This is a genomic window from Luteimonas suaedae (assembly GCF_008312895.1).
Taxonomy (GTDB): Bacteria; Pseudomonadota; Gammaproteobacteria; order Xanthomonadales; family Xanthomonadaceae; genus Luteimonas; species Luteimonas suaedae.
On record NZ_VSSP01000011.1, the window covers coordinates 56,997 to 82,785 of the forward strand.

Below are 25,789 nucleotides of genomic sequence, written 5' to 3' on the forward strand. Positions count from 1 at the left end.
GCCGGTCACGCGGCCTGCGCCACCGGCTTGCCGGAGGTGCGCAACGGCGCCCGGATCAGGTGGTCGAACGCGGACAGCGCCGCCCGCGAGCCTTCGCCCATCGCCACCACGATCTGTTTGTAGGGCACGGTGGTGCAGTCGCCGGCGGCGAACACGCCGGGCACGCTGGTGCGGCCGCGCTCGTCGACCACGATTTCGCCGTGAGGCGAGAGCTCGACGGTCCCGGCCAGCCACTCGGTGTTGGGCAGCAGGCCGATCTGTACGAACACGCCGTCCAGCGCCAGGCGGTGCGCGTCGCCGCCTTCGCGATCACGGTACACCAGGCCTTGGACCTTGCTGCCGTCGCCCACCACCTCCAGCGTCTGCGCACTGGTGATGAGGGTGACGTTGCCCAGGCTGCGCACCTTGCGCTGCAGCACCTCGTCGGCCCGCAGCTTGTCGTCGAATTCCAGTACGGTGACGTGCTGGACGATGCCGGCCAGGTCGATCGCCGCCTCGATGCCGGAGTTGCCGCCGCCGATCACCGCCACGTGCTTGCCCTTGAACAGCGGGCCGTCGCAGTGCGGGCAATAGGCGACGCCATGGTTGCGGTACGCGTCCTCGCCGGGGACGTTCAGCTGTCGCCAGCGGGCGCCGGTCGACAACACCACCGAGCGCGCCTTCAGCTCGGCGCCGCCCGCCAGGCGCAGGCCGATCAGGCCGTCGTCGCCGGCGGGCAGCAGCGCTTCCGCGCGCTGCAGGTCCATCACGTCGACCTCGTACTCGCGCACGTGTCGCTCGAGCGCCGCAGCCATCTTCGGCCCCTCGGTCTCGGGCACCGAAATGAAGTTCTCGATCGCCAGCGTGTCGTGCAGCTGGCCGCCGAAGCGCTCCGACACCACGCCGGTGCGGATGCCCTTGCGCGCCGCATACACCGCCGCGGCGGCGCCGGCCGGACCGCCGCCGACCACCAGCACGTCGAACGGCGCCTTCGCCGCCAGCTTCGCCGCCTCGCGCTCGGCCGCGCCGGTGTCCAGGCGCGCCAGGATCTGCTCCAGTGTCATGCGACCCTGTTCGAACTCCTCGCCGTTGAGGTAGACCGTCGGCACCGACATGATCTGCCGTGCCTCCACCTCGTCCTGGAACAGCGCGCCGTCGATCGCGGTGTGGCGGATGCGTGGGTTGAGTACGGCAGCCAGGTTGAGCGCCTGCACCACGTCGGGGCAGTTCTGGCACGACAGCGAGTAGTAGGTCTCGAAGTGGAACTCGCCCTCCAGTGCCGCCACCTGCTCGAGGGTCTCGGCCGCGGCCTTGGGCGGGTGGCCACCCACCTGCAACAGCGCCAGCACCAGCGACGTGAACTCGTGGCCCAGCGGCAGCCCGGCGAAGCGCAGGGAGATCTCGCGTCCGGGCGTGGTGAGGGCGAACGAGGGCTTGCGCTCCTGGTCGTCGCGGCGGGTCTCGACGCTGATGCGGTCGCTCAGCCCGGCGATGTCGTCGAGCAGCGCGAGCAGGTCGCGCGACTTCTCGCCGTCGTCGACCGAGGCGATGATGTGGATCGGGCGGACCACGCGTTCGAGATAGCCCTTGAGCTGGGTCTTGAGATCGGCATCCAACATGGCATCTGTTCCGGAAGTCGTGGGGCGTGAAGTCATGGGGCGTGCGGCCGCTCGGGCCGCGTCGGGGGAGTGCACCGAAGCCGGCTGACCGGCGGCTGGCGTGCCGACCGACCGGCTTGGGTGCACTCCCGTCCGGGGGACGGGAGTGCGGGTGCGGCGTCAGATCTTGCCGACCAGGTCCAGCGACGGCTTGAGGGTCTTCTCGCCCTCCTGCCACTTGGCCGGGCAGACCTCGTTCGGGTGGGCCGCGACGTACTGCGCGGCCTTCAGCTTGCGCAGGGTCTCGGACATGTCGCGGGCGATGGCGTTGTCGTGGATCTCGAGGGTCTTGATCGTGCCCTCGGGATTGATGATGAAGGTGCCGCGCAGCGCCAGGCCCTCGTCCTCGATGTGCACGCCGAAGGCGCGGGTCAGCTTGTGGGTCGGGTCGCCCACCAGCGGGAACTGCGCCTTGCCCACGGCCTGCGAGGTCTCGTGCCAGACCTTGTGCGAGAAGTGCGTATCGGTCGTGACGATGTAGACCTCTGCATCAGCCTTCTGGAACTCGGCGTAGTGGTCGGCCGCGTCCTCGATCTCGGTCGGGCAATTGAAGGTGAAGGCGGCCGGCATGAAGATCACCACCGACCACTTGCCTTTCAGGTCGGCATCGGTCACTTCGACGAACTCGCCGTTCTGGAATGCGGTGGCCTTGAATGGCTGGATCTCGGTATTGATCAGGGACATGAAAATCCTTTCGGTTGGGATGGTGGGGAGGGAAAACCGGCCGTTGCCGACCAGGAGCGACAGGATAGGGCAGGCCTATCGATCTGTAAAATTGATAGAAGAAATATATTCAATAGGTTTTAGCTATCGTTTCACGTGGTATTCATCTATTTCGAAAGGGGGCTTGACCTGCGTGGTGCGTTGCAACAAAATCGAGACGTCTCCCGGTGTCATCAGATCTTGCGGTGACCCGGCAAGCACGACGAGCGGTGACGCTCCGCTCAACAGGTTCCGTGTCCCGTACTCCCTCCCACGCGTGATGCGGAATTTGAAGGCGGCTTCGGCCGCCTTCTTTTTGCCTCCTTCGCGTGGTTTCCGGGAGCCGAGGCGGTGCCTCGCCGGGCGGCCGTCCACCGACCGTCGATCCTCCTGTGGCAACGGCCGCGCGCAAGCTGACGGCAGACGTTCTCTGCCGTGGTTTGCCTTCGCAACGCGCGGCGGCGCGTTCATCGTGGTCGCTACCGATGAGTCTGCCTGGCGCGGTTTACGATTGGCGTCCATGACGACCTCCCCCGCGCCGTGCCCGGACGCCTCGCAGCTGCTGCGGTGGGCCGGCGCGCGCATCGATCCCGCCGACGCCGCGCTGCTGCTCGCGCATGCGTTGCGCCGGTCGCAGGCGTGGCTGTACGCGCATGCGACCGATCCGGTGGAGGCCGCGGCCGCGGCGGAGTTCGAGGGGTTCGTTGCGCGCCGCGCTGCCGGCGAGCCGGTGGCCTATCTCACCGGCCACCGCGGTTTCTGGACCCTCGACCTCGCTGTCACGCCGGACACCCTGATCCCGCGCCCGGAGACCGAACTGCTGGTCGAACAGGCGCTGTTGCGGATCCCGCCGGGAGGTTCGGCGCGGGTCGCCGACCTGGGCACCGGCAGCGGCGCGATCGCACTGGCGGTGGCGAGCGAACGTCCCCGCGCCCGGGTGGTCGCCACCGACGTCAGCCGTCAGGCGCTGGCCGCGGCCGCCGCCAATGCCGACACCCACGGCCTCGGCAACGTCGAGTTCCGCCACGGCGACTGGTGGTCGCCGCTGGCGGGCGAGCGCTTCGACCTGGTCGCCAGCAATCCGCCGTACATCGCCGATGCCGACCCGCATCTGCGACAGGGCGACCTGCGTTTCGAGCCGCGCGGCGCGCTGGCGGCCGGCCGCGACGGGCTGGATGCGATCGGCGCGATCGTGGGCGGTGCGCCGGCGCACCTCGCGCCGGGCGGCTGGTTGCTGTTCGAGCACGGCCACGCACAAGGCGAGGCCGTGCGCGCGCTGCTGTTGCGTGCCGGCTTCGTCGCGATCGCGACCGAACGCGACCTGGAGGGACGCGAGCGGGTCACCGGTGGCAGGTTGCCCGGTCCGGTCGAGACGGACTGATAAACTGGCGCGTCAGCCTTCAAGCCGGATCCGCGATGCGAACGCTTTACCCCGAGATCGAGCCCTACGACGCCGGTACCCTCAAGGTCGACGATCGCCACACGCTCCATTACGAGCAGTGCGGCAATCCGAAGGGCAAACCGGTCGTGCTGTTGCACGGTGGTCCGGGCGGCGGCTGCAGCGCCAAGATGCGCCGCTTCCACGATCCGGACAAATACCGCATCGTGCTGTTCGACCAGCGCGGTGCCGGGCGCTCCACACCGCATGCCGACCTGGTCGGCAACACGACCTGGGAGCTGGTCGCCGACATCGAGAAGCTGCGCGAACTGCTCGAGATCGAACACTGGCAGGTGTTCGGCGGTTCCTGGGGTTCGACCCTGGCGCTGGCCTACGCGCAGAGCCATCCGCGGCGGGTCACCGAACTGGTGTTGCGCGGCATCTTCATGCTGCGGCGCTGGGAACTGGAGTGGTTCTACCAGGAGGGGGCATCGCGGTTGTTCCCCGAGGCCTGGGACCAATATGTCGACGCCATCCCGCCGGCCGAGCGCGACGACCTGATCGCCGCCTTCCACCGTCGCCTGACCAGCGACGACGAGGCCACCCGGCTGGCCGCGGCCCGCGCCTGGAGCGTGTGGGAGGGCGCGACCTCATTCCTGCGCGTCGACCCGGATTTCGTGCAGGGGCACGAAGATCCGCGCTTCGCGCTCGCCTTCGCCCGGATCGAGAACCACTACTTCGTCAACGGCGGCTTCTTCGAGGTCGACGACCAGCTGCTGCGCGACGCGTACCGCATCGTCGACATTCCCGGGGTCATCGTCCACGGCCGCTACGACGTGGTCTGCCCGGTGCAGAACGCCTGGGACCTGCACAAGGCCTGGCCCAAGGCCGAACTGGTGATCACCCCCGCCTCGGGCCACTCCGCGTTCGAAGCCGAAAACGTGGACGCGCTGGTGCAGGCCACCGACCGTTTCGCCTGAAGTTGCGATTGGTTGATCGACATGCGCGTCCGCGAAAGCTTCCTGTAGGAGGGGCTTCAGCCCCGACCGCGCGCGGGCCAACAACAGATGCGCTCTGCCGTTGTTTCCCTTCGCAGCGCGCGGCGGCGCGTTGATCGTGGTCGCCACCGATGAGTCTGCCTGGCGCGGTCGGGGCTGAAGCCCCTCCTACAGGGGCTATCGCCAGGATTCCCTCCTGCCCAACTAGACGGCGGGTGAGCCGTCCGGATTGAACTCGATCATCCACAGCCCCGCCCACAGCTTGAGGTCGATCTCGAAGCCCTCGGCGTGCTTGCGCATCAGCCAGGCCGGGGCGTCGCGGCGCGGCACCGTGTGCACGGTGATGTTCTCGCTGCCGACGCCGCCGCCGTCGCCGACCTTGTGCAGGTCACGGGCGCGGGCGAAGGCGACACGTTCGTTGCTCATGCCGGCCGTGGTGGGGCCGGTCAGCAGCACGTCGATGCGGCCAGCTTCCCAGCCGGTCTCCTCGACGAGTTCGCGGCGGGCGGCGGATTCAATCGAGTCGTCGTCGAGGTCGTCACCGATCAGGCCGGCCGGCATCTCGATGGTGGGCGCGCCCAGCGGCACCCGGAATTGCTCGACGAACAGCACCTGGTCGTCCGGCGTGACCGCGATGACGATCACCGCCATGCCGTCGCGACCGTGCGTGCGCTCGCACGACTCCCATTTGCCGCGCCGGACCATGCGCAGCCATTCGCCCTCGTAGAGCAGTTCGACGTCGTCCGCTGGATGTTCGTTCATTGGCGCATGCTAGCGCGTAGGGCATGACAGGCGAAATGGAGCGAGCATCGTAGAGCGGAGTTTGCTCCGCTACGTGGGCGCCGGAGCCGGGAGCAGAGGAGCAAGCTCCGCTCTACGAAAATGCCGAGGACAACCCGCGGTGTTCAAGGCGCGAATGCGAGCCCGGCGGCCGCGTGCAGACGCTTTCGGGTCAGCGGGCCGAAGCGCAACGCTTCGCACAAGGCCAGCAGCGCGGCGGCATCGGCGGCGGCGCGCAGGAACGGCGGCAGCGCCTCGGCCAGCGGCACGTCGAGCGCGATCGTGGCCAGTTGCCGGCACAGCAGCGCTTGTTCACGGTACTCGCGCAGTTTCGCCGCGGCCTGCTTCGCGCCGCGCAGGCGCAGGAACGGCACCTCGTCGACGCGCGCGAGCAGCGCGTCGAGGCTGCCGAAGTGCGCCAGCAGCGCCGCAGCGGTCTTGGCGCCGATTCCTGGCACGCCGGGAATGTTGTCGACGCTGTCGCCGCACAGCGCCAGGTAGTCGACCATCTGTCGCGCCTCGACCCCGTGGCGCGCGGCGACGCCGGCCATGCCCCAGCGCTGGCCGCGGGCGAAGTCCCACTGCTCGTCGCCGAGCTCGAGCAACTGCGAGAGATCCTTGTCGGCCGAGACGATCACGCCGCGGTGGCCGAGCGCACGCGCCAGCTGCAGCGCGCTGCCGATCAGGTCGTCGGCCTCGTATTCGCGGTGCGCCAGCACGGTCAGGCCGAGTACGGTGCACAGCGTCTTGCAGTGCGCGAACTGTTGCCTGAGTTCCTCGGGCGCCGGCGGCCGGTTGGCCTTGTAGGCGGGATACAGCGCGTTGCGGAAGCAGCTGTCCAGCGCCTCGTCGAAGGCGACCACGACGTGCCGCGGCCGTTCGCGCTCCAGCAACTCCAGCAGGAAGCGGGCGAAGCCATGCACCGCATTGGCCGGGCGGCCGTCGGCATCGCGGAACTCGTCGGGCATCGAGTGCCAGGCGCGGAACACGTACAGGCTGGCGTCGACCAGGTACAGCGGCGGCTTCGCCACGGCGTTCACGCCGGGTGCCAGTCGGACAGCAGGGCCTGCGGGTCCGGCCGTTCGCGCTCCGGTGCCGCCAGCCTGGGGGTGCCGATGTGGATGAAGCCGGCGATCCTTTCCTGCGCGCCCAATCCGAGCAGCGTGCGCACTTCATCGTCGTAGGCCGGCCAGCCGGTCAGCCAGGTAGCGCCGAAACCCGCCGCCTGCGCCGCCTGAAGCAGGGCGAAGCAGACGCAGCCGGCGCTGAGCAGCCGCTCCTGTTCAGGAATCGCCGTGTCGGCCGGGTCCAGCACGGCGACGACCGCGATCACCAGCGGCGCGTGCCCGAATCGCTGGCGGTCCTTGTCGACGGCCGCCGCCGCCGCGCTCGGGTCGCGGCGCAGGGTGATCGCGGCCAGGGCCTCGCCGAGCCGGGCGCGGGCGTCGCCGGCGATGCGCAGGAACCGGAACGGTACCCGCTTGCCGTGGTCGGGCACGCGCACGGCCGAGCGCAGCATGCGCGCCAGGGTGGCGTCGTCGGGGCCGGGCTCGCCGAGCTGCCGCGCCGGGATCGAGCGCCGTCCATCGAGTTGCAGCCAGATGTCAGTGGTTCCATTTGCGACCGGGCTCACAGACGTGGTTTTCCCCTTTCAGGAATGTATGCTGACCGTGCACGAACCTCGTGCACTCGCCGCATTGTCCCCCGAATGGCGTCTCCAGACGATACCGCCGTGAAATTCCGCGCGCGCAGCTCCGGCAGCCGAGCGGGCGAGCGCGTGCTCGAAACGCTCAAGCGCGACGCCGTCACCGAACTGGTCGGCGTGCTCTCGGGGTTCTGGAGCTCGATCGAGGAGCAGGTGCGGCTGGCGGCGCTGGCGGGCCACGACTTCAGCGCGGCCCAGGAGGACCGGGTCGCGGTGATCGCGCTCAGCCACCGCGCGCTGGAGCTGGCCACGCGCTACCGCGAGGCGATCGAGAGCGCATTCGAGCGCTGGCACGCGCCCGGCAAGGAGCAGAGGCGGGTGGAGTCGCTGGAGCTGATGTCCGAGGGTGAGCTCGAGATCCACCTGGCCGGGCAGCAGATCACCGAACTGCTCGAGCACCAGTTCCTGCATCCGCTGGCGCAGCTCGACGAACGGCTGGAAGCGCTGGCGGCGAGCCTGGGGATCGAGGGCCGGCCGCTCAATCCGTTGCGGCCGGAGGTGGCGGTATCGGCCTTCGTCGACCTGTTCCAGCCGGACGACCTCACCCCGGGCCTGCGGATGATGGTCTTCCACCAGTTCGACAAGCGCCTGCCGAAGGTGCTCGCCGAGGTCTACGCCAAGGCCAACACCACGCTGCAGACCGCAGCTTTCGGCGGCCATGGCGTCGCCACGGTCCGGCGCAGCGGCGGTTACGAGCCGCACGCCTCGGCGCGGCGCGATGAGGCGCGCGCTCCGCGCATCGGCGAACAGGCCGCGGAAGGCTGGGTGCCGGACGGCGGCACCGTCGAGAACATCGGGGCGACGGCTCCCGGCGGCGGTGGACAGCGCGCCGTCGGCGAGGGGCAGCGCTCCGGCCCGTCGTCCGCCGATTCCGGCGGCATGCCGCTGCGCTATCGCGATCTCGTCCGCGAACAGCTGCAGGCCTGGCGTGCGCGTGGCGGCCTGCATGTGGGATCGGCGGACGCCGGCATCAGCGTGGCCGAGGAGGTCGAGGCGCTGGCGGAGGCCGCTTCCGAGGCGGAGGGCCAAGTGCTCGGCACCGAAGACATGCTCAACATCGCCTCGCTGCTGCAGGGCGATGATCCCGGTCCGTACACCCGCGCGCTCGCCGGCGAGGACAAGCGTGCGCTGGCCGAGGTGATCCGCGCCGAAATCCTGGGTGGCGTGCGCCAGCTCGGCTTCGATCCGGAGAAGACCCGTTTCAGCGCCGACGAGGAAGACGCCATCGACCTGGTCGGCATCCTGTTCCAGTCGCTGTGCGAAGCCAACGAGCTGCTGCAGCGCTCGCGTTCGCTGTACGGCAGGCTGGTGGTGCCGTACGTCAAGGTGGCGCTGACCGACGACTCGATGTTCAACCGCCGCAACCACCCGGCACGGCAACTGCTCGACGCGCTGACCGAGGCCTGCGACGGCAACACCGGCGAAACCGCGCAGGACAAGGAAACCCTGGACAAGGCCGAGCACGCCGTGGACCGGGTGGTCGAGGAATACCAGGAAGACCAGGCGGTGTTCGAGCTGGCGGCGGCCGAGTTGCGCGACCAGCTCGACCAGCAGCGCCGGCGCTCGGAGCTCGCGGAAAAACGCGTGGCCGAGTCGATCCACGGCCGTGAGCGCCTGCAGATGGCGCGACGCAACGCCGAGGGCCTGGTCGCCTCGCGCATGGCGGACCGTCCATTGACCGCACCGGTCGGCCACTTCCTCGACCAGCACTGGCGCCATTACCTCACCCAGACCTGGCTGCGCGACGGTCCGGAGTCCGAGCGGCACCATGCCGCGATCGGGCTCGGCGACGCGATGGTGCAGGTGGATGCCGACGCCGCGCAGGTGCGTGGCGCCGCGGTCGCAGACCAGCTGCTGGCGCTGCAGGTGCCGCTGGGCGAGTGCTATTCCAGCTGTGGGCTGGATGCCGCCGCCGCGCGCGACGCCATGGCGCGGATCATTTCCGCGCTGGCGATGCCCGACACCCCGCGCAGCGTGCGCACGCCGAACGGCGGTGAGATCGACGACGGGCCGGGCGACGACAGCATCGCGCCGCTGCGCCTGGCCGGCGGTACCGACGCGGTGGCCTGCGATCCCGCCATCGCCGCGCGCATGCGCCGCTTGCGGGTCGGCCAGGGATTGCGCCTGATCGACCGTGGCGGGCACGAGACCGCGGCGCGGATCGCCTGGATCAGCCCGTTGACCTCGCGTTTCCTGATCGTCAACCGCCGCGGCGTGCGCAAGATGGTGGTCTCGCCCGAGGAGCTGGCGTTGCTGGTCGCTTCCGGACGGGTGGTGGTGCGTTCGGTCGACGCGCCTTTCGACGAGGCGATGAAGCAACTCTGGCAGCGCCTCAACCAGGCGCCGGCATCGACGTTGAAAGCCGCCAACGCCGGCTGAGCAGCGGGCCGCCGGCGCACTTCGCGCGCCCTCCGGATCGACGTCGCGGTCGCGAACTTGCGGTGAGCGCGCGGTAGCGGACGACATCTTCTTCCATGGCGATGTTCGTCGCCCGCGGTGGCGCTCGTCGTGGCGCGCCAGCCCTTCTTGCTGTCCGGTGCCGAAACGGAAGCAGTCACCGGACGCCGTGCTATTCCGGCGGGGCGGCCGTGGCAGTGTGGCCGATTCGCGTTTAGGATGCAGGACAAGGTCGCGGAGCCGAACATGACGCTGAAGATCGGGATCGCGCGGGAAACCGCGCCGGGCGAACGGCGCGTCGCCGTTACGCCAGAGACGTGCAAGAAGCTGGTGGCCGCAGGTGCGCAGGTATGCATCGAGCGCGGCAGCGGCACCGGTGCGCATTTTCCGGATCGGGCCTATGAAGAGGCCGGCGCCACGCTCGTGGACGCAGCCGAGGCCGCCATCGCCGATGCCGACGCCGTGCTGTGCGTGCAGCCGCCGCCGGCGACCGCGATCGCCGCGATGAAGACCGGTGCGGCGCTGGTCGGCACCCTGCAGCCGCAGTCCGATGCGGCACGCGGCGACGCCATCGTGCAACGCGGCGTGGTCGCGTTCCCGCTGGAGCGGTTGCCGCGCACCACCCGCGCCCAGGCCATGGACGTGCTCAGCTCGCAGGCCGGCATGGCCGGCTACAAGGCGGTGCTGATCGCGGCGTCGCTGGCGCCGCGCTTCTTCCCGATGCTGACCACGGCCGCCGGCACCATCCGTCCGTCGAAAGTGCTGGTGATCGGCGCCGGCGTCGCCGGATTGCAGGCGATCGCGACCGCCCGGCGCCTGGGCGCGCAGGTCGAGGGCTTCGACGTACGGCCCGAGACGCGCGAGCAGATCCAGTCGCTGGGCGGACGCTTCCTCGACCTCGGCGTCAGCGCCGCCGGCGAGGGCGGCTATGCGCGCCAGCTCACCGACGAGGAGCGCGCCGAACAGCAGCGCCGCCTCGGCGAGCACCTGAAGAACGTCGACGTGATCGTCTGTACCGCGGCCGTCCCCGGCCGGCCCGCGCCGAAGATCGTTTCGGCGGCGATGGTGGGCGGCATGAAGCCGGGCAGCGTGGTCGTCGACCTGGCGGCGGAAACCGGCGGCAACTGCGAGCTCACCCGTCCCGGTGAAACCGATGACCACGACGGCGTCGTCGTCGCCGGTCCGCTCAACCTCGCCAGCCAGGGCGCGCAGCACGCCAGCGAGATGTACGCGCGCAACGTGTTCAACTTCATGCAGCTGCTGCTGAAGGACGGTGCGATCGGTTTCGACTGGGAGGACGAGCTGCTGTCGAAGACGGTGTGGCCGGAGCGGAGCTAGACCGCTCCGCTGTGGGAGCTTCCAAGACTGCAGTGGTCCGTGCGAACGGGTGAGCCACGCTTCGGAGCACCTGCTTGCCGCTGGCGGTGAGCGCGTCGCCGCCCGCAGCCTCATTCCTCCGGCTGGTGGCGTTCCAGCCATTCGCGCCGCTGTTCCGGCGTCATCGCCTTCCAGCGTTCGCGCAGGTCCTCGCGTTCGGATTCCGGCAGCTCGCGCATCCGCAGGTACAGCACGCGCGCGCCCTCGCGCCCCTCGGGGCTCATCTGCTTCCAGCGCCGCATGCCGTGATGCGCGTGCCGGCGCTGCTCCGGCGTCATCTGCTGCCAGCGCTCGGCATGGCGCAACATGCGTTCGCGCGCGTCGGGCTGGTCGTTCCAGCGGTCGCGCACGGTGGCGATCAGCGTTTCGCGCTGCTGCGGTGTCAACCGCTCCCATTCGGGCAGCGCGTCGGCGGACTGCGCCAGCGCGGCACCGGCCGGCAACGACAGCGCCAGCAACAGGATCGAAGTGGTGATTCGGATTCGCATGGAACGTTTACTCCATCGCCAATGGCTGCGCCTCGGCGGAGGCCAGCCACAGGAACAGGTCGGGATCTTCCTCGAACGCCACCAGGGCATCCTCGTAGAGTTCGATCCGGGGCTCGACGGTGACCGGCTCGATGGTCGCCACCGGCACCGTGGTGGTTTCGGCGTCGTCGCCAGGGGCGAGCAGCTGCATGCCGGCGGCGAAGGCGAACACGGCCGCACAGGCGGTCGCCAGCGACCAGCGCAGCGGTTGCGCGCGCCAGCCGTGGCCGGCGCTTGCCGGCGCCCGTGGGCGCAGCGTGGCCAGCGTGCGTTGCGGCACCTGCCGCAACGCCTCGTGGTGGCAGGCGCGTGCGGCGCGGTCGAAGCGGCTACCGCCGTCGTGGTCGGTGGTCATCGGAAATCCTCCAGTTGTTTCTGCAGCGCCTCGCGGGCGCGCGACAGGTGCGTCTTCACCGAGCCCTCGCCGCAGCCCATGATCTTCGCGGTGGTGGCCACGTCGAGTTCTTCGAGCACGCGCAGGCTGAAAACTTCGCGCTGGCGGCGCGGCAGCGCCCGCAGTGCCGCCACCAGCCGCGCATAGGCCTCGCGCCCGTCGTGGACGCGCATCGGGTCCGGCCCGGCGTCGGCCCAGTCGAGGCTGTCGTCCTCGCGCTCGCCGGCATCGGAGATCCAGCTCAGCCGGAACATGCGCCGACGCTGGATGTCGACGATGCGGCTGCGCAGGACCGTCCAGAACAGCGCGGTCCATTCCTCGGCCGGCCGCTCGCGATAGCGCAGCATCCGGGTCATCGCGTCCTGCACCGCATCCTGCGCGTCGTCGCGGTTGCGCAGGCCGATCTCGGCGAAGCGGAACGCGCGGGCGCGGACCCCGGCGAAGAACGCATCCAGCGTGGCCGCCGGCGCCTCGGTGGTCAGCGGCAGGGGCGCGGCGATGTCGGCGGATGCGCGCATGCCGACGAGCTTACCGCCGCCATGGCCGGCGCGGGCGCCGGGCACGGGCCGCAGCGCCTGCCGGTGTTGGTCGAGATCGCCGTCCACGTTGCGCAGATCCGGGGTCCTGTCAGGGTTCGCAGCTGTCAACGCGTGTGACGGGCCGCGGTTGACCCGCTAGCAACCGGTTCATGTACGGTTATGATGCGGACCAGAGCCGGATCCCGGGAGCAGCGCATGATCGATGGTTTCGTGGCCTTGTACATCTTCATGCTGGCGGCGATCGCCGGCCACGTGATCATTTCGCGGGTGCCGGTGATCCTGCACACGCCGCTGATGTCGGGCTCGAACTTCATCCACGGCATCGTGCTGATCGGGGCGATGGTGGTACTCGGCCATGCCGACACGACGCTGGAGAAGGTGATCGGCTTCGTCGCCGTGCTGATGGGGGCGGGCAACGCCGCCGGCGGTTACGTGGTGACCGAGCGCATGCTGGAGATGTTCAAGTCCAGCCGCAAGCCGGCCGCCGGCGCCGCCGGGGACAAGGCATGAGCGGGTCGTTGCCGGAACTGCTCGCGCTGGCGGTGAAGGTCAGCTATCTGGTCGCGGCGACGCTGTTCCTGCTCGGGCTGCAGCGCATGGCTTCGCCGCTGACCGCGCGCAGCGGCATCCTGTGGGCCGGCTGGGGCATGGTCATCGCCACCACCGCCACGTTCTTCCTGCCGGGGCTGGAGAACATCGCGCTGATCCTGCTGGCGATCCTGATCGGCGCCGGCCTGGCCTGGTATTCGGGCAAGAAGGTGGCGATCACCGACATGCCGCAGATGGTGGCGCTGTACAACGGCCTGGGCGGCGGCTCGGCGGCGGCCATCGGCGCGGTGGAGCTGCTGCGCTGGTCGGATGCGGGCGTGGCGCCCGGCATGGTGGTGCTGGTGCTGGCGGTGCTGGGCGCGCTGATCGGCGCGGTGGCGCTGTCCGGTTCGATCATCGCCTGGGCCAAGCTCGACGGGCGCATGGACAAGCGTTACACCTTTCCCGGCCAGCAGCTGTTCAACGCCGCGGTGTTCCTGGCCGCACTGGCGCTCGGTGGCATGGTGATCCACTCGCTGGGCGTGCCGCTGGTGATCGCCTTCTTCCTGGCGGCCCTGGCGCTGGGCGTGCTGATGACGCTACCGATCGGCGGTGCCGACATGCCGGTGGTGATCTCGCTCTATAACGCCCTGACCGGGCTGGCGGTGGCGTTCGAAGGCTACGTGCTCGGCAACGAGGCATTGATCATCGCCGGCACCATGGTCGGTGCGGCCGGCATGCTGCTGACCCGGCTGATGGCCAAGGCGATGAACCGCTCGATCAAGAGCGTGCTGTTCTCCAACTTCGGCGGCGGTGGCCAGGCGCAGGAGATCAGCGGCGCGCAAAAGCCGATCGAGGCCGGCGACGTCGCCGCGATGATGGCCTTCGCCGACCGCGTGGTGATCGTGCCCGGCTACGGCATGGCGGTGGCACAGGCGCAGCACAAGATCTGGGAACTGACGCAGAAGCTGGTCGAGCGCGGGGTCAAGGTGAAGTTCGCGATCCACCCGGTCGCCGGGCGCATGCCCGGGCACATGAACGTGCTGCTGGCCGAGGCCGGCGTGCCCTACGACCTGATCGCGGACATGGATGACATCAATCCCGAGTTCGCCAACACCGATGTCGCGCTGGTGATCGGCGCCAACGACGTGGTCAACCCGGTCGCCAAGACCGACCCGGCCAGCCCGATCTACGGCATGCCGATCCTCGACGTGGTGAACGCCAAGAACGTCGTCGTCATCAAGCGCGGCAAGGGTACCGGCTTCGCAGGCATCGAGAATGCGCTCTTCTATGCCGACAACACCCGCATGCTGTACGGCGACGGCGCGGAGATGGCGAGCGCGCTGGTGAGCGAGCTGAAGGCGCTGGACGGGGGCCACTAGAACCTGCCACCTCCCGACCCTGTAGGAGGGGCTTCAGCCCCGACCGCGCCAGGCAGATGCATCGGTGGCGACCATGATGAACGCGCCGCCGCGCGTTGCGAAGGGAAACAGCGGCAGAGAGCATGCTCTAGGGGTTAGCCCGCGCTGTCGGGGCTGAAGCCCCTCCTACAAGCGGCGGTTTGGTCGATGCTTCATGCGGCGCGCTGCTGGTCGGGGAACCGTTCTTGCCTGACCTGGCTGGTGGTCATGCCGAACGTGCCCTTGAACGCGCGGCAGAACGCGCTCTGGCTCTCAAAGCCCAGCGCGGCGGTGATCTCGCAAACCGGCATGCGCGTTTCGCGGACCAGTTGCCAGGCACGCTCCGAGCGCAGCCGTGCAGCGTACTCGGACGGCGTCTCCCCGAACACGTCGCGGTAGCTGCGGATCAGGTGGCAGGGAGAGTAGTTCGCGCTGGCGGCCAGCTGTGCCAGGTCGACGCGTCCGTCGTCATGCCGACGGATCAGGTGCTGCACCCGCAGCAGTCGCATCAGCGTCTGCTGCCGGCGCAGCAACGTGCGTCCGGTGCAGCGCGGCAACAAGGCATGCAGGTCGCGCTGGTGCTCGGTCAGGGCCGCGCACAGCATGTCGACGACGGTGTCGGCACCCAGCGGGCACAGGTCCGGCTGCCGCGCCACGCGCGCCAGCCGTACGGTCAGCCGGCGCAGCTCGCGCGTGCAGCGCGACTCCGACGGCAACAGGTCGACCGCCGGGTCGCCCGGCCGCGGGCGCTGGTGCCGCGCCCAGGCTGTGGGGCTGCCGCACACCGCCAGCCAGCGCCCGTCGCGGCGGCTGCCGGCCCGCAGCGCACCGTCACGCCAGACCAGCAGTTCGCCGGCGTGCAGCAGCCAGCGGCAGTCCGGCGTCTCCAGTTCGATTCCTTCCGACAGCGGCAGCCATATGCTGATCCAGCGGGAGGGGATCGCCAGCTGGATATTGCGGCCGCTGCCGTGGAGCACGTGCAGCGAATCATCAGGCGCGGACAGGTCGAGCAGATCGTGGGAGCGCAACGGTCGATAGGTGGGATGCATGGCGGTCGTTTCGCTTTCGTTGTCGGAGAGGGTCGCGACGGCGCGTCGGTGGCCGCAATCGCCTGGTGGACAACGGCAGCTGTGGCGGGACGAACCGTTCGCCATGTGTGCTGAACGTCAGCCGGATGTGCCGCGACGCGCGGAGACATTGCTCCGCGAACGCTGCCGTCATTGCCAGACTAGCGGTGGCGATGGTCCGGTTGAGGCGCCAATTCGGCGACGTGCAGTGGAGCCAATCCGCGTCCCGGCCAGTACCGGCGCACGATCAGCTGTGCTGAATGCAGGCGGGCACGATGCCGCCGCCTTGGATCGGGACAATCCGGCAGCTCGACTCTCTTCCCGTTATTGCGAGAAAGTCCGAACTCTGGTCGCGGCCCTGATCCCTGCAGGTGTCCATTCTATCTCTACGACGCCTTCTTCCGCCGTCGTCCCGGTGTGAGGATCAAAAAAACGCCCGGACGGGCCGGGCGATGTCCACAGATGGTGGTGGCGTTCCTTTGGAATGATGATCGCGATCTGGACAATCGCTGGAACGGACAGCCAGCCTTGCCTGGAGAGAGAGACGAGCAATGCGGACCGGCACAGCGTGCCGCGGATCCGCAACTGGGGTTGTCCTTCCCCATGCACCTCGCTGACGGCTGTTCGCACTTGCAATGTGCATGCACGCGCATAACGAACGACGGCCCTTCCGGGCCGTCGTTGCGAGCTGCGTCAGAACCGCTGCTGGTACTTCATGTACACGAAGCGGCCGATGTCGAAGCCGCCGTAATAATTGGTGTTCGAGTTCGGCTGCGTGTACAGCGGCGGGCCGTAGCGGTCGAACACGTTGTTGGCACCCACCGAGATCGTCGCGTTCCATGGCGCCGTCCAGCGGAACTGGACATCACTGAAAGTCACCGATCCGGTGCGGTTGATCGGTCCGCTGTTGGCCGGGTTGGCCGCGACGTAATCCGGATCCGAACATTCTCCCGGGAAGGCCGAGGCACTCAGGCACTCTTCCTTGATCGCCGAGTGGTAGCGCATGTTCCAGCTGCCGCCGAAGTCGCCCTGCTCCCAGGTCAGGCCCAGGTTCGAACGCAGGCGGAAGTTGGCACCGGCGGTGGTGACGAAGCTGTTGGCCTGGGTGGTGAACTGGGCGTCGTCGTCGGTCTTGAACTCGTTCTTGCTGGTGTAGGTGTTCTGCCAGTCAATCCCGAAGCGGCCGAAGTCGGTGTCGAACCGGTAGATGGCGCCGAAGTCGTAGCCTTCCACCTCGATGTAGCCGGCATTGCGGCTGCCAAAGTTCATGTTGTTGACGATGCCGAGCACCGGGTCGCGAGTGAAGTTGACGCAACGCGAGGCGATCTGCTCGATGTAGCAATCCTCGAGCATTTGCGTCGGGGTGTCGGCGACGATGGTGTTGTCGATTTCGATCTGCCACCAGTCGAGGTTGAAGCTCAGGCCCTCGGCGAAGCTCGGGCTCCAGACGAAGCCGATGTTCTTGCTGGTGGACTCCTCTGGTTCCAGATTGAGGTTGCCGGCACCGCTGAAGAAGGCCAGCGGCGTCTGCGCATTGGCGAACTCGGTCGGCACGAAGCCCTGCTGCAGCTGGCGGAAGGTGTCGGCATTGGCGATGTCCTGGGCGCAGCGGGCGCGAACGGCCGGGTCGCTGGCCGAAGCGCCGAACTGGGTGTCGCAGGGATCGGTGTAGAACGCGAACGTCTGCGAACCGCCGCCAAACAGGTTGTTGATGTTCGGCGCACGGAAACCTTGCGCCCAGGTGGCGCGGATCATCAGGTCGTCGATCGGCTTCCATTTCAGGCCGAACTTGCTGTTGAGCGTGTCACCGAACGTGTCGTAGTCCGAATAGCGGCTGGAGATGTTGAGGCTCAGTTCCTGCGCGCCCACGACGTCCGCCAGGATCGGCACGAACAGCTCGCCGTAGATCGACTCCTCGCTGTAGCTGCCGCGGGTCGGACGACCGGCCAGGTTGCTCGAGCCACCGGTGACCGCAAGGGCGTCCGGGACGAATTCGCCTTCTTCCTTGCGGTGCTCGACGCCCAAAGCGAACGACATCTCGCCGGCCGGCAGTTCGAACAGGCCGCCGGTGACGTTGGCGGTATAGATGGTGGTCTCGGTCTCGCCGGTGGAATGCTCACGCTGGAACAGGAAGTTCTGCAGGTCCGGGTCGGCAAGGCTACCCGGGCCGGCCTCGCCGTAGTGCAGCAGCGGGTTCCATGGCACGCAGGCGGTGAACGCGATCGGGTCGTCGGGCGTGCCGCACTGCACCCTGCCGGTATCGTTGAGGAACGACGGGCCGAGCGCAGCCTGCGCGTTGGCGAGATTGAGATTGCCGAACGCGGACTGCACCACCTTGTTCTGGTTGTACATGGCGCCGACGTCCCAGTCGAAGAAGCGCTCGCCGACTTCGAAACTGCCTTCCAGCGCACCGCTGAAGCGCCACGTGGTCACGTCGCTGGACGCGGTGCGCGGCACCTCCCAGGTCCGGCGCCACCAGTTGTTGATGGTGTTCCCGACCGGGTTGAAGTAGCTGTCGGCGTGCAGCGGCACGCCGGCGCCGCTGTCGAAACCGGCGAACGACGCCGCCTGCATCGGATAGCCGGCGATGGAGCGGTCAGTGATGCGGTTGCTGTACATCATGTTGCTGCGGAAGCGGATCGTATCGGTAATGTCGTAGCTGCCGTCGACGAACAGCGACTTGCGCTCCAGCGGCGTGCGCAGATGCATCTGCTCGCCGGGATTGCTCTTGTGGTTCGGGTTGGCGCCCAAGTCCTGGGCGATGTAGTCGGCCGGGTTGCGCGGGTCGCCGCCGGGCCGCACGATCACGCGGACGTTGCTGTTGGGGTTGTCTTCGGTCGGCGCCGGATAGGTGATGCCGGGCAGCGGGTTGGAGGTCGGGTTGCTGATGAAGCCGCCGTACTGGCCGACCGGCGTCCAGCTCAGCCCGGGGTGGCGGTCGCCCAGGGGATAGGCGCTGAACGGACGATCCTGCTGCCACACCTCGCCTTCCCTGGCGTACTCGACGCCGATGGTGACCGAGCCGCGGTCATTGCTGGCGCCCAACAGGAAGTCGTACTTCTCGATCTCGCCGTCGCCCTCGCTGTACTGGCCGTAGTAGACGCTGCCCTGGACGCCTTCATAATTGCTGCGGGTGATGATGTTGACCACGCCCGCGATCGCGTCGGAACCGTACACGGCGGAGGCGCCGTCCTTCAGCACCTCGATGCGTTCGACCATCGCCGCCGGGATCGTGGAGATGTCTTGCACGCCAGTGGTGGTGACGCCCAGGCGCTTGCCGTTGACCAATACCAGGGTGCGCTGCGGGGTCAGGTTGCGCAGGTCGATTGCCTGGCCCCCGGCCGCCTCGCCGGCCGCAAGCGGAGAGGCGCGGCTCAACGGCGGCGAACCGGCCGCGGTGATGTTCTGCAGGATGTCCGCGACTGACTGGAATCCCTGGTTCTCGATGTCCTGGCGGCTGATGCTCAGCACCGGCTGCGCGGTCTCGATGTCGACCTGGCGGATACGCGAGCCGGTGACCTCGATCCGGTCGAGGGTCGTGGCTTGCTGCCGGTCCTGCGCGTCGTCCTGCGCGCTGGCGATGCCGAAAGGTAGCGCGGTGAGGCCCAGGGCGGTGCCCGCCAACAGCGCATGGCGCACGGCGTGGCTCAAAAGGTGGATTCGCATTGCTGACTCCGCTGGTTGAATGGATACGGCTTGGCCGTCCAGCGAAATTACGAATCTTTAACGACGCAACATGCGCAGCTCAGGGATCGCTGCATGTGCGGGAGTTGACGAGTGGACGGCGCTACCGGCCCGCGGGCTGTCGGGATCGGCACTCCGTGGTGCGACCTGGGAGCCCGGCGTGCGTCGCGTCAGGCGTCCGATTTCCCGAAGGCCGCGATCGGTGTCGCGGTCACCGGCGCGGGCCCGCTGCGTGTCGCGAACCGTGCGGCGAAGGCGCATGGGATACCGACCAGCAGCATGTGCGCGAGCAGATGCGACACCTGCATCCATTCCCAGCGCGGCAGGCCGCTGCCGGCCGCGGACAATGGCACCACGACGAAGTTCATCGCCAGGTACAGCACGACGCCGTAGAGCGCGCCGTACCGAAGCGGGTTTCGCAGCAACCATGGCCAGCGCCGGCTCGCCAGGCCGTAGGTGCAGGCCATCGCGATCGCGATCGCGTAGTGCGAGGCGAATCCGAGCAGCGCGGTCGCGGCGCCACCGGCGATGGCGGCTTCCCGTCCCATCCAGCCCGCGGCGATGCTGTGCAGGATCCGCAGCGGACCGACGCCCATCGCGGCCCACAGGCTGCAGATGTAGATCAGGTCGAGGGTTCCGGCGGCAACGCCGCCGAATACCAGATAGCGGAAGCGGTAGCCCGAGGCGGACCGGTCATGGCCTTGCGTGGTGGTCATCCGGTTGTTTCCCTGTGCGCCAGTGGGCATTGCAGGCATCGCCGGCGGCCGTGGCAAGCGCCACCCGCGGACCGGGCACCGGAGCCAATCGGCCGCGCCGCGCAGGTGGGTCCGCCCGGTGGTCAGGCGTGACGGCCCGGCAGGCGTGCGAACAGGGCGCAGGGCACGCCGATCAGGAACATGTAGGCCAGCAGGCAGACGGCGGCCCAGTCGGGCCGGACGAATGCCGGTGCCGAGGTCAGCGCCGGCACCGCGAGGCCGAAGATCAACAGGTAGGCCGCCGCGCCATACAGGGCGCCGCCGAGCAGCGGACGGCGCAGGAGCGCATCGTGGCGTCGGGCCAGCCCGCGATAGCCGGCCGCCAGCGCACACATCAGGCCGGTGTACAGCAGGACACCGAACAACGCGGTCGCGGCGCCACCGGCATAGGCGGCCGGCCCGAGCAGCCAGGCGGCGACGCCCTGCAGCACGCGGCCCGCCGACACGTCCTCGGCTGCCCAGAACGCGATCGCCAGCGCCAGGTCCAGGGCGCTGACGAGCGCGCCGCAGAGCAGGACCGGGTGATGCCGGAACGCAGGGGCCGCGGCGAGCGGGGAAGTCATGGTCAGGGTGCGCATCATCGATTCACGGCCGAGGGGGGATTGGCCCTATGGGGCCGCAGTCGATTGGTACTATCAAGGGCCAATCGGCTCGGGCCAACTGGGGCCAATTCCGGGTTTTTCAGACGATGCATCTGGTTCTCGACACACACGGCCCGCTCCATGCGCAACTGACCCGCGCCCTCAAGGCGGCGATCCTCGACGGACAGCTCGCCCGCGGCAGCCGCCTGCCGGCGACGCGCTGGCTGGCGAGCGAACTCGGCCTGTCGCGCAACACCGTCCTGGCGGCCTATGAGCAGCTGCGCGCCGAAGGATTCGTCGATGCACGAGTCGGGTCGGGCAGCTTCGTTGCGCTGTCGCAGCCGCAACGACAGTTGCGCGGCGTCGAAATAGATGACGTTGCGCCGCAGTCGGCATACGCGCGGCGGGCGCGGCTGTACAACGAGCGGATGCCCGGTGGCCACATCCCGGGCATGCGCTACTCGTTCCAGTACGGCGTACCGTTCGTCAATCCGGCATTGACCACTGCCTGGGCACAGGCACTGTCGCGGGCCGCGCGCTATACCGATCCCAGTTATCCCGCGGCGCAGGGATTGCCAGCATTGCGGGAGGCGGTCTGCGACTACCTGGCCCGGCGCCGCGGCGTTCGCGTGCCGGCGTCCGACGTGCTGATCGTCGCCGGGACCCAGCAGGCGCTGGCGCTGAGCGCGCGCGTGCTGCTCGATGCCGGCGACGTCGCGGCGATCGAGGAGCCGCACTACAACGCCATCCGCACCGCACTGCAGGTGCACGGCGCGCGCCTGCTGCCGGTGCCGGTCGATGCGCAGGGCCTGCGCTGCGATCTGTTGCCGGAGCGGGAGGCTCCGAAGCTGCTCTGCGTCACCCCCTCGCACCAGTTTCCGACCGGCGCGGTGATGTCGCTGTCCCGGCGCATGGCCCTGCTCGAGTACGCGCGCCGGCATCGAAGCTGGATCTTCGAGGACGACTACGACGGCGAGTTCCGCTATGACGCGCGGCCGCTGTCCGCGTTGCGCTCGCTGGACGAAGCCGGACGGGTGATCTATGTCGGCACGTTTTCCAAGACGCTGTTCCCCGCCCTGCGGCTGGGCTACCTGGTGGTGCCGCCGGCACTGCGCGGGGACTTCCTGGTCGCGAAACGGATGGCGGACTTCGGTACGCCCGCGATCGAGCAGGCGGCGCTGGCGGCGTTCATCACCGATGGCGGCTTCGAGCGCCACCTGCGGCGCAGCGCCAAGGCGCTGTGCCAGCGCCGCGCCGCACTGCTGGAAGGGCTGCATGCCTGCAGCGCCGGTCGTCTGGACATCACCGACTCGCGTGCCGGGATGCACCTGGCGGTGTGGCTGCGCGGGGTCGGGCATGACGCTGGCGAAGCGCTGATCGCGCAGGCCGGTGCGCGCGGCCTGGGCCTGTATTCGATTGCGCCCTACTACCTGCAGCCGCCGGACCGCGCCGGGCTGCTGATGGGCTATGCCGGGCTGTCGGCCATCGAGATCCGGCAGGCGCTGGCGGTGTTCGCAGCCTGCCTGGACGAGCTGCTCCCCGTCACCTCAGCGTGAGGCGACGGCCGCGATCACCAGCCCGGCACCGAGCCAGGCGACGTCGACACTGTCGTTGGCCAGCTGCGACAGCGTCCATGCGTGATGCGCTCCGAGCTTGAGCGCCGATTCCCATGGCAGCAGCCCCAGGACCTTTCCCAGTTGCGTGGCAATGATGAACCAGTTCGCCGCCGTGATCGCCGCAGCCGTGACCAGCACGCCCCACAGTGCCCGCGCCAACCCCGGCCGCACCCGCGCCATCCGCAGCAGCAAGGCGGCGTCGAAGGCGGCCACCACCGCCATCCAGCTGCACTGGCGCCCGGTGGCCGCGGCCAGCAGGATCCACAGCGCGGCGCAACCGGCGGTCCCCAGCAACAGCAGCAGAAAGGCGAACCAGGGAGAGGGCGGCGCGGTGGGCTTCGGCATGCGATGGGCAAGGATGGGGCGCGTCAGCATAGCGTCCCCGCAGGGCGGCGATACAATGTCCGCCTTGCGCGCCGCGGCGCCGACCCCATGTTCTCCGGTATGTATTCCAGCAGCAGCGAACCCGTGCGTCTCGAACGCGACTGCGCCGCGGTCCTGGTGCCGCAGGGCGAGGGCGTGACCCTGCCTGCCGGCAGCATCGGCTACATCACGCAGGCGCTGGGCGGCAGCTACACGGTCTTCATCGAGGGCAACCTGTTCCGCATCGCCGGCCGCGACGCCGACGCGATCGGCAAGGAGCCGCCGCCGCCGCTGGAACTGCCCGGCGATGCCGACGATTCGGCGGTCGAGCAATTGGTGTGGAAGCAGCTGCGTACCTGCTTCGATCCCGAGATCCCGATCAACGTGGTCGATCTCGGTCTGGTCTACGAGGCCGTGGTCCGGCCCGCGGAGGACGGAGCGCGCACGGTCGAGGTGAAAATGACCTTGACCGCACCCGGCTGCGGCATGGGCGAGATCCTGGTCGACGATGTGCGCAGCCGGCTGGAGATGATCCCGACCGTGACCGAGGCGGACGTCGAGCTGGTGTTCGATCCGCCGTGGAACCAGTCGATGATGTCGGAAGCCGCACGCCTGGAAACGGGCATGCTGTAAGCGCGTCATGCGCTTTGCAGCGCCTTCCCGCCCGCTGCACCAGGCGCGCGGATGCTCCTGTAGGAGGGGCTTCAGCCCCGACCCCAGGAAACGAGCGAAGCCCGAACAAGAACCCATGCGCGCAGTTTCCCCCGCTGCCCGCCACGCTGCTGGCCGCCCTGCCGCGATCTTCGGCAAGTCGGGGCTGAAGCCGCTCCTACAGAGACGGGCTGCCGGGGCCGCCGCGGTGCGGCAGTCCGATCGGCGGCCGCGTCCGCGATGCATCGCCTCCCAGCCGGGGCCGCTCCCGACACGGCGCACGGCAAAAAGTTTCCGCTGTAATCGACCAATGATCGATTTTGTGACGATCATCAAAATTTAACTGCAACGGCCCGCTCCTTGGCCGCTTGCGTTCACATCGAACGGTCGCTTAGCGTCAGTTTGTGGACAGGATTGTCAATGTCCGCGTTCATGTCGGGATGCAGTGCGAACCGTCCGCAACTCCACGACTCGCGTGTACCCCGGTTCCTGCCGCTTCCGCGGTTTTGTTTTCCGATTTCCGGGGGTAACACCGATGTCCGATGTCTCGAAACGCCGTATTCGCATGCGCGCGCTGGCGGTTGCGACCGCCACCGTCCTGTCGTCGATGGCCGTGATTCCGGCCATGGCCGGCGAACGCCTCAATCTCAGCGGCCTGCAGGCGTCCGAACTGCACGACCGCTTCATCGTGAAGTATCGCGACGGCAGTCCTGAACTTGCCGGCGGGGCCGCGCTGGCGGCCAGCCTGCAAGGGGCCGCACGCGCCGTACCCGCCAAGGCCGCAAGCGGCCGTGCACTGGGCATCCGTGCGCTGCGGCGCATGGCCGTCGGCGCGGAGGTGATCGCCACCGACCGGAAACTCGACCGCGCCGAGGCCGAGTCGCTGATGCAGCAGATCGCCGCCAATCCGAACGTCGAGTACGTCGAGGTCGACAAGCTCAACCGGCTCCTGCTGACGCCCAACGATCCGAACTTCGGCCAGCAGTACGGCTTCGGTACCGGCGCCGGCGGCATCCGCGCCACCGAGGCCTGGGACGTCACCAGCGGCAGCGGCACCGTGGTGGCGGTGCTGGATACCGGCATCACCAGCCACGCCGACCTCAACGCCAACATCCTGCCGGGCTACGACTTCATCGTCGACACCTTCGTCTCGCGCGACGGCAACGGCCGCGACTCGGACCCGGCCGATCCGGGCGACTGGATCACCGCCAACGAATGCGGTGGCCTGCATGCCGCGCAGCCCTCGAGCTGGCATGGCACCCACGTCACCGGCACCGTCGCCGCGGTCACCAACAACAACACCGGCGTCGCCGGCACCGCGTTCAATGCCGAGGTCGTGCCGGTGCGAGTGCTCGGCCGCTGCGGCGGATACGATTCGGACATCGCCGATGCCGTCATCTGGGCGTCGGGCGGTTCGGTCAGCGGCGTGCCCGCCAACGCCAATCCGGCCGAGGCGATCAACCTCAGCCTCGGCGGCGGCGGCTCCTGCGGCTCGGCCATGCAGAGCGCGATCAACGGCGCGGTCGGCCGCGGCACCACCCTGGTGATCGCCGCGGGCAACAGCAACGCCAACGTATCGGGCTTCTCGCCGGCCAACTGCAACAACGTCGTCGCGGTGGCGTCGAACACCAACACCGGCGCGCGCTCGAGCTTCTCCAACTACGGCGCGCTGATCGACGTCGCGGCGCCGGGCTCGAGCATCATGTCGACGCTCAACAGCGGCAGCACCACGCCCGGCAGCGCCAGCTACGCTTCCTACAGCGGCACCTCGATGGCCGCGCCGCACGTGGCCGGCGTGGTCGCGCTGATGCAGTCGGTCGCCAACCCGGCGCTGTCGCCTGCCCAGGTGGAATCGCTGCTCAAGAGCACCGCGCGTGCCTTCCCGTCGACGCCGTCGCAGCCGATCGGCGCCGGCATCGTCAACGCCAAGGCGGCGGTGGACGCGGCCGGCGGCGGTGGCGGCCCCGGGCCCGGCGAAGGCGAACTCGAGAACGGCGTGCCGGTGAGCGGCGTTTCCGGCGGCAGCGGCAGCACCCAGTACTGGACGATCGTGGTGCCGGCGGGCGCCAGCAACCTGAGCATCGGCATTTCCGGCGGCAGCGGCGACGCCGACCTGTACGTGCGCCGTGGTTCGCAACCGACCACCTCAGCCTACGATTGCCGCCCGTACCTCAACGGCAACAACGAGACCTGCAGCTTCGCCTCGCCGCAGGCCGGCACCTACCACGTCATGCTGCGCGGCTACTCGGCCTATTCCGGCGTGACCCTGACCGGCAGCTTCAGCGGCGGGGGCGGCGGTGGCGCGCAGACCTACAGCAACACCGGCGACTATCCGATCGCCGACAACGCGACGGTGGAAAGCCCGATCGCGATCTCCGGCCGCAGCGGCAACGCGCCCGCGAGCACGCCGGTCGGCGTCGACATCCGCCACACCTATCGCGGCGACCTCAAGGTCGACCTGGTGGCGCCGGACGGCAGCGTCTACGTGCTGCACAACCGCAGCGGCGGCAGCGCCGACAACGTCATCGGTACCTACACGGTGAACCTGTCGAGCGAGGCGATCAACGGCACCTGGCGGCTGCGGGTCAACGACAACTACGCGGGCGACACCGGCTACATCAACAGCTGGGATCTCACCCTCTGAGCATCCGGGTGCACCTCTACGGTCTTGGAACATCTCTTCGGCACCCCGAACCCATCGGGGTGCCTT

21 protein-coding genes and 2 pseudogenes are annotated in these 25,789 nt (G+C 68.9%); 10 read left to right on the forward strand and 13 right to left on the reverse strand.

Annotation, left to right across the window (positions count from 1 at the left end; all coding sequences use genetic code 11):
• Positions 1–5 precede the first annotated feature (5 nt).
• Both ahpF and ahpC read right to left on the reverse strand, forming a co-directional pair.
• On the reverse strand, positions 6–1,598 hold the full coding sequence (gene ahpF / locus FXO19_RS15130) for an alkyl hydroperoxide reductase subunit F (RefSeq protein WP_149195951.1): 1,593 nt from the start codon (positions 1,596–1,598) through the stop codon (positions 6–8).
• Positions 1,599–1,757: 159 nt separating this feature from the next.
• Positions 1,758–2,321, reverse strand: a complete 564-nt coding sequence (ahpC, locus tag FXO19_RS15135) for an alkyl hydroperoxide reductase subunit C (RefSeq protein ID WP_149195952.1) — start codon at positions 2,319–2,321, stop codon at positions 1,758–1,760.
• Positions 2,322–2,859: 538 nt separating this feature from the next.
• Here ahpC and prmC point away from each other — a divergent pair.
• Positions 2,860–3,720 (forward strand): peptide chain release factor N(5)-glutamine methyltransferase, encoded by an 861-nt coding sequence (gene prmC, locus FXO19_RS15140; RefSeq protein ID WP_149195953.1) that lies wholly within the window; start codon positions 2,860–2,862, stop codon positions 3,718–3,720.
• Between the two features lie 35 nt (positions 3,721–3,755).
• Positions 3,756–4,697, forward strand: a complete 942-nt coding sequence (gene pip, locus FXO19_RS15145; RefSeq protein WP_149195954.1) for a prolyl aminopeptidase — start codon at positions 3,756–3,758, stop codon at positions 4,695–4,697.
• Between the two features lie 222 nt (positions 4,698–4,919).
• Here pip and FXO19_RS15150 read toward each other — a convergent pair whose 3' ends face one another.
• From FXO19_RS15150 to FXO19_RS15160, 3 genes are all read right to left on the reverse strand, one after another.
• Positions 4,920–5,477, reverse strand: coding sequence for an NUDIX hydrolase (locus FXO19_RS15150; RefSeq protein WP_149195955.1), 558 nt, complete (start codon positions 5,475–5,477; stop codon positions 4,920–4,922).
• Between the two features lie 143 nt (positions 5,478–5,620).
• Positions 5,621–6,535, reverse strand: a complete 915-nt coding sequence (locus FXO19_RS15155; protein WP_149195956.1) for a 5'-3' exonuclease — start codon at positions 6,533–6,535, stop codon at positions 5,621–5,623.
• Positions 6,532–7,128: a nitroreductase family protein gene (locus FXO19_RS15160; protein WP_255516456.1), complete on the reverse strand. Its 597-nt coding sequence runs from the start codon at positions 7,126–7,128 to the stop codon at positions 6,532–6,534. The genes FXO19_RS15155 and FXO19_RS15160 overlap by 4 nt, the downstream gene beginning before the upstream one ends.
• A 99-nt stretch (positions 7,129–7,227) precedes the next feature.
• Between FXO19_RS15160 and FXO19_RS15165 the strand changes: the two genes are divergently transcribed.
• Positions 7,228–9,579 carry a DUF1631 family protein gene (locus tag FXO19_RS15165; protein ID WP_187775809.1) on the forward strand — a complete coding sequence of 784 codons (2,352 nt, stop codon included), beginning with the start codon at positions 7,228–7,230 and terminating at the stop codon, positions 9,577–9,579.
• A gap of 264 nt (positions 9,580–9,843) precedes the next feature.
• Entirely contained in the window at positions 9,844–10,935 is a 1,092-nt protein-coding gene (locus tag FXO19_RS15170) for an NAD(P) transhydrogenase subunit alpha (protein WP_149195958.1), read from the forward strand.
• A 110-nt stretch (positions 10,936–11,045) separates the two neighbouring features.
• Here FXO19_RS15170 and FXO19_RS15175 read toward each other — a convergent pair whose 3' ends face one another.
• The 3 genes from FXO19_RS15175 to FXO19_RS15185 are packed head-to-tail and all read right to left on the reverse strand — an operon-like array spanning position 11,046 to position 12,413.
• Positions 11,046–11,462, reverse strand: a complete 417-nt coding sequence (locus FXO19_RS15175) for a DUF3106 domain-containing protein (protein ID WP_149195959.1) — start codon at positions 11,460–11,462, stop codon at positions 11,046–11,048.
• A 7-nt stretch (positions 11,463–11,469) separates the two neighbouring features.
• A complete protein-coding gene (locus FXO19_RS15180) occupies positions 11,470–11,856 on the reverse strand; it encodes a hypothetical protein (RefSeq protein ID WP_149195960.1) in 387 nt (128 codons plus the stop codon).
• The gene (locus FXO19_RS15185; protein ID WP_149196028.1) at positions 11,853–12,413 is read right to left on the reverse strand and encodes an RNA polymerase sigma factor; all 561 of its coding nucleotides are present in this window, start codon (positions 12,411–12,413) and stop codon (positions 11,853–11,855) included. The genes FXO19_RS15180 and FXO19_RS15185 overlap by 4 nt, the downstream gene beginning before the upstream one ends.
• Before the next feature lie 216 nt (positions 12,414–12,629).
• On the opposite strand from FXO19_RS15185, the gene FXO19_RS15190 reads away from it, so the two are divergent.
• On the forward strand, positions 12,630–12,944 hold the full coding sequence (locus FXO19_RS15190; RefSeq protein ID WP_149195961.1) for an NAD(P) transhydrogenase subunit alpha part 2: 315 nt from the start codon (positions 12,630–12,632) through the stop codon (positions 12,942–12,944).
• Positions 12,941–14,344: an NAD(P)(+) transhydrogenase (Re/Si-specific) subunit beta gene (locus FXO19_RS15195; protein WP_149195962.1), complete on the forward strand. Its 1,404-nt coding sequence runs from the start codon at positions 12,941–12,943 to the stop codon at positions 14,342–14,344. The genes FXO19_RS15190 and FXO19_RS15195 overlap by 4 nt, the downstream gene beginning before the upstream one ends.
• 191 nt (positions 14,345–14,535) lie before the next feature.
• Here the strand turns inward: FXO19_RS15195 and FXO19_RS15200 are convergent, their stop codons facing one another.
• The 4 genes from FXO19_RS15200 to FXO19_RS15215 form a co-directional block, all read right to left on the reverse strand.
• Positions 14,536–15,411, reverse strand: a complete 876-nt coding sequence (locus FXO19_RS15200; protein WP_187775810.1) for a helix-turn-helix transcriptional regulator — start codon at positions 15,409–15,411, stop codon at positions 14,536–14,538.
• A 711-nt stretch (positions 15,412–16,122) separates the two neighbouring features.
• Positions 16,123–19,095, reverse strand: a complete 2,973-nt coding sequence (locus tag FXO19_RS15205; protein WP_149195964.1) for a TonB-dependent receptor domain-containing protein — start codon at positions 19,093–19,095, stop codon at positions 16,123–16,125.
• A 188-nt stretch (positions 19,096–19,283) separates the two neighbouring features.
• Entirely contained in the window at positions 19,284–19,829 is a 546-nt protein-coding gene (locus FXO19_RS15210; protein WP_149195965.1) for a hypothetical protein, read from the reverse strand.
• A 122-nt stretch (positions 19,830–19,951) separates the two neighbouring features.
• Positions 19,952–20,446, reverse strand: coding sequence for a hypothetical protein (locus FXO19_RS15215; RefSeq protein ID WP_223115521.1), 495 nt, complete (start codon positions 20,444–20,446; stop codon positions 19,952–19,954).
• Between the two features lie 110 nt (positions 20,447–20,556).
• Between FXO19_RS15215 and pdxR the strand changes: the two genes are divergently transcribed.
• On the forward strand, positions 20,557–22,005 hold the full coding sequence (gene pdxR / locus FXO19_RS15220) for a MocR-like pyridoxine biosynthesis transcription factor PdxR (RefSeq protein ID WP_149195967.1): 1,449 nt from the start codon (positions 20,557–20,559) through the stop codon (positions 22,003–22,005).
• On the opposite strand, the gene FXO19_RS15225 is transcribed toward pdxR, so the two are convergent.
• Entirely contained in the window at positions 21,997–22,410 is a 414-nt protein-coding gene (locus FXO19_RS15225) for a hypothetical protein (protein ID WP_149195968.1), read from the reverse strand. The genes pdxR and FXO19_RS15225 overlap by 9 nt on opposite strands.
• 99 nt (positions 22,411–22,509) lie before the next feature.
• On the opposite strand from FXO19_RS15225, the gene sufT reads away from it, so the two are divergent.
• The 3 genes and pseudogenes from sufT to FXO19_RS19645 form a co-directional block, all read left to right on the forward strand.
• On the forward strand, positions 22,510–23,061 hold the full coding sequence (gene sufT, locus FXO19_RS15230; protein WP_149195969.1) for a putative Fe-S cluster assembly protein SufT: 552 nt from the start codon (positions 22,510–22,512) through the stop codon (positions 23,059–23,061).
• 553 nt (positions 23,062–23,614) lie between these two features.
• Positions 23,615–25,360, forward strand: a pseudogene (locus FXO19_RS15235) (S8 family peptidase); the annotation flags it as partial.
• A 141-nt stretch (positions 25,361–25,501) separates the two neighbouring features.
• Positions 25,502–25,723: pseudogene (locus tag FXO19_RS19645) on the forward strand (proprotein convertase P-domain-containing protein); the annotation flags it as partial.
• Positions 25,724–25,789 lie beyond the last annotated feature (66 nt).

What these genes read in the sequence shown, in the direction of transcription:
- FXO19_RS15185 (WP_149196028.1), bottom strand. Translation starts at nt 12,413, where the DNA reads ATGCGCGCATCCGCCGACATCGCCGCGCCCCTGCCGCTGACCACCGAG.
- FXO19_RS15205 (WP_149195964.1), bottom strand. Translation starts at nt 19,095, where the DNA reads ATGCGAATCCACCTTTTGAGCCACGCCGTGCGCCATGCGCTGTTGGCG.
- ahpC (WP_149195952.1), bottom strand. Translation starts at nt 2,321, where the DNA reads ATGTCCCTGATCAATACCGAGATCCAGCCATTCAAGGCCACCGCATTC.
- FXO19_RS15210 (WP_149195965.1), bottom strand. Translation starts at nt 19,829, where the DNA reads ATGACCACCACGCAAGGCCATGACCGGTCCGCCTCGGGCTACCGCTTC.
- pip (WP_149195954.1), top strand. Translation starts at nt 3,756, where the DNA reads ATGCGAACGCTTTACCCCGAGATCGAGCCCTACGACGCCGGTACCCTC.
- FXO19_RS15175 (WP_149195959.1), bottom strand. Translation starts at nt 11,462, where the DNA reads ATGCGAATCCGAATCACCACTTCGATCCTGTTGCTGGCGCTGTCGTTG.
- pdxR (WP_149195967.1), top strand. Translation starts at nt 20,557, where the DNA reads ATGCATCTGGTTCTCGACACACACGGCCCGCTCCATGCGCAACTGACC.
- prmC (WP_149195953.1), top strand. Translation starts at nt 2,860, where the DNA reads ATGACGACCTCCCCCGCGCCGTGCCCGGACGCCTCGCAGCTGCTGCGG.
- FXO19_RS15180 (WP_149195960.1), bottom strand. Translation starts at nt 11,856, where the DNA reads ATGACCACCGACCACGACGGCGGTAGCCGCTTCGACCGCGCCGCACGC.
- FXO19_RS15190 (WP_149195961.1), top strand. Translation starts at nt 12,630, where the DNA reads ATGATCGATGGTTTCGTGGCCTTGTACATCTTCATGCTGGCGGCGATC.
- FXO19_RS15225 (WP_149195968.1), bottom strand. Translation starts at nt 22,410, where the DNA reads ATGCCGAAGCCCACCGCGCCGCCCTCTCCCTGGTTCGCCTTTCTGCTG.
- ahpF (WP_149195951.1), bottom strand. Translation starts at nt 1,598, where the DNA reads ATGTTGGATGCCGATCTCAAGACCCAGCTCAAGGGCTATCTCGAACGC.
- sufT (WP_149195969.1), top strand. Translation starts at nt 22,510, where the DNA reads ATGTATTCCAGCAGCAGCGAACCCGTGCGTCTCGAACGCGACTGCGCC.
- FXO19_RS15200 (WP_187775810.1), bottom strand. Translation starts at nt 15,411, where the DNA reads ATGCATCCCACCTATCGACCGTTGCGCTCCCACGATCTGCTCGACCTG.
- FXO19_RS15215 (WP_223115521.1), bottom strand. Translation starts at nt 20,446, where the DNA reads ATGCGCACCCTGACCATGACTTCCCCGCTCGCCGCGGCCCCTGCGTTC.
- FXO19_RS15170 (WP_149195958.1), top strand. Translation starts at nt 9,844, where the DNA reads ATGACGCTGAAGATCGGGATCGCGCGGGAAACCGCGCCGGGCGAACGG.
- FXO19_RS15150 (WP_149195955.1), bottom strand. Translation starts at nt 5,477, where the DNA reads ATGAACGAACATCCAGCGGACGACGTCGAACTGCTCTACGAGGGCGAA.
- FXO19_RS15195 (WP_149195962.1), top strand. Translation starts at nt 12,941, where the DNA reads ATGAGCGGGTCGTTGCCGGAACTGCTCGCGCTGGCGGTGAAGGTCAGC.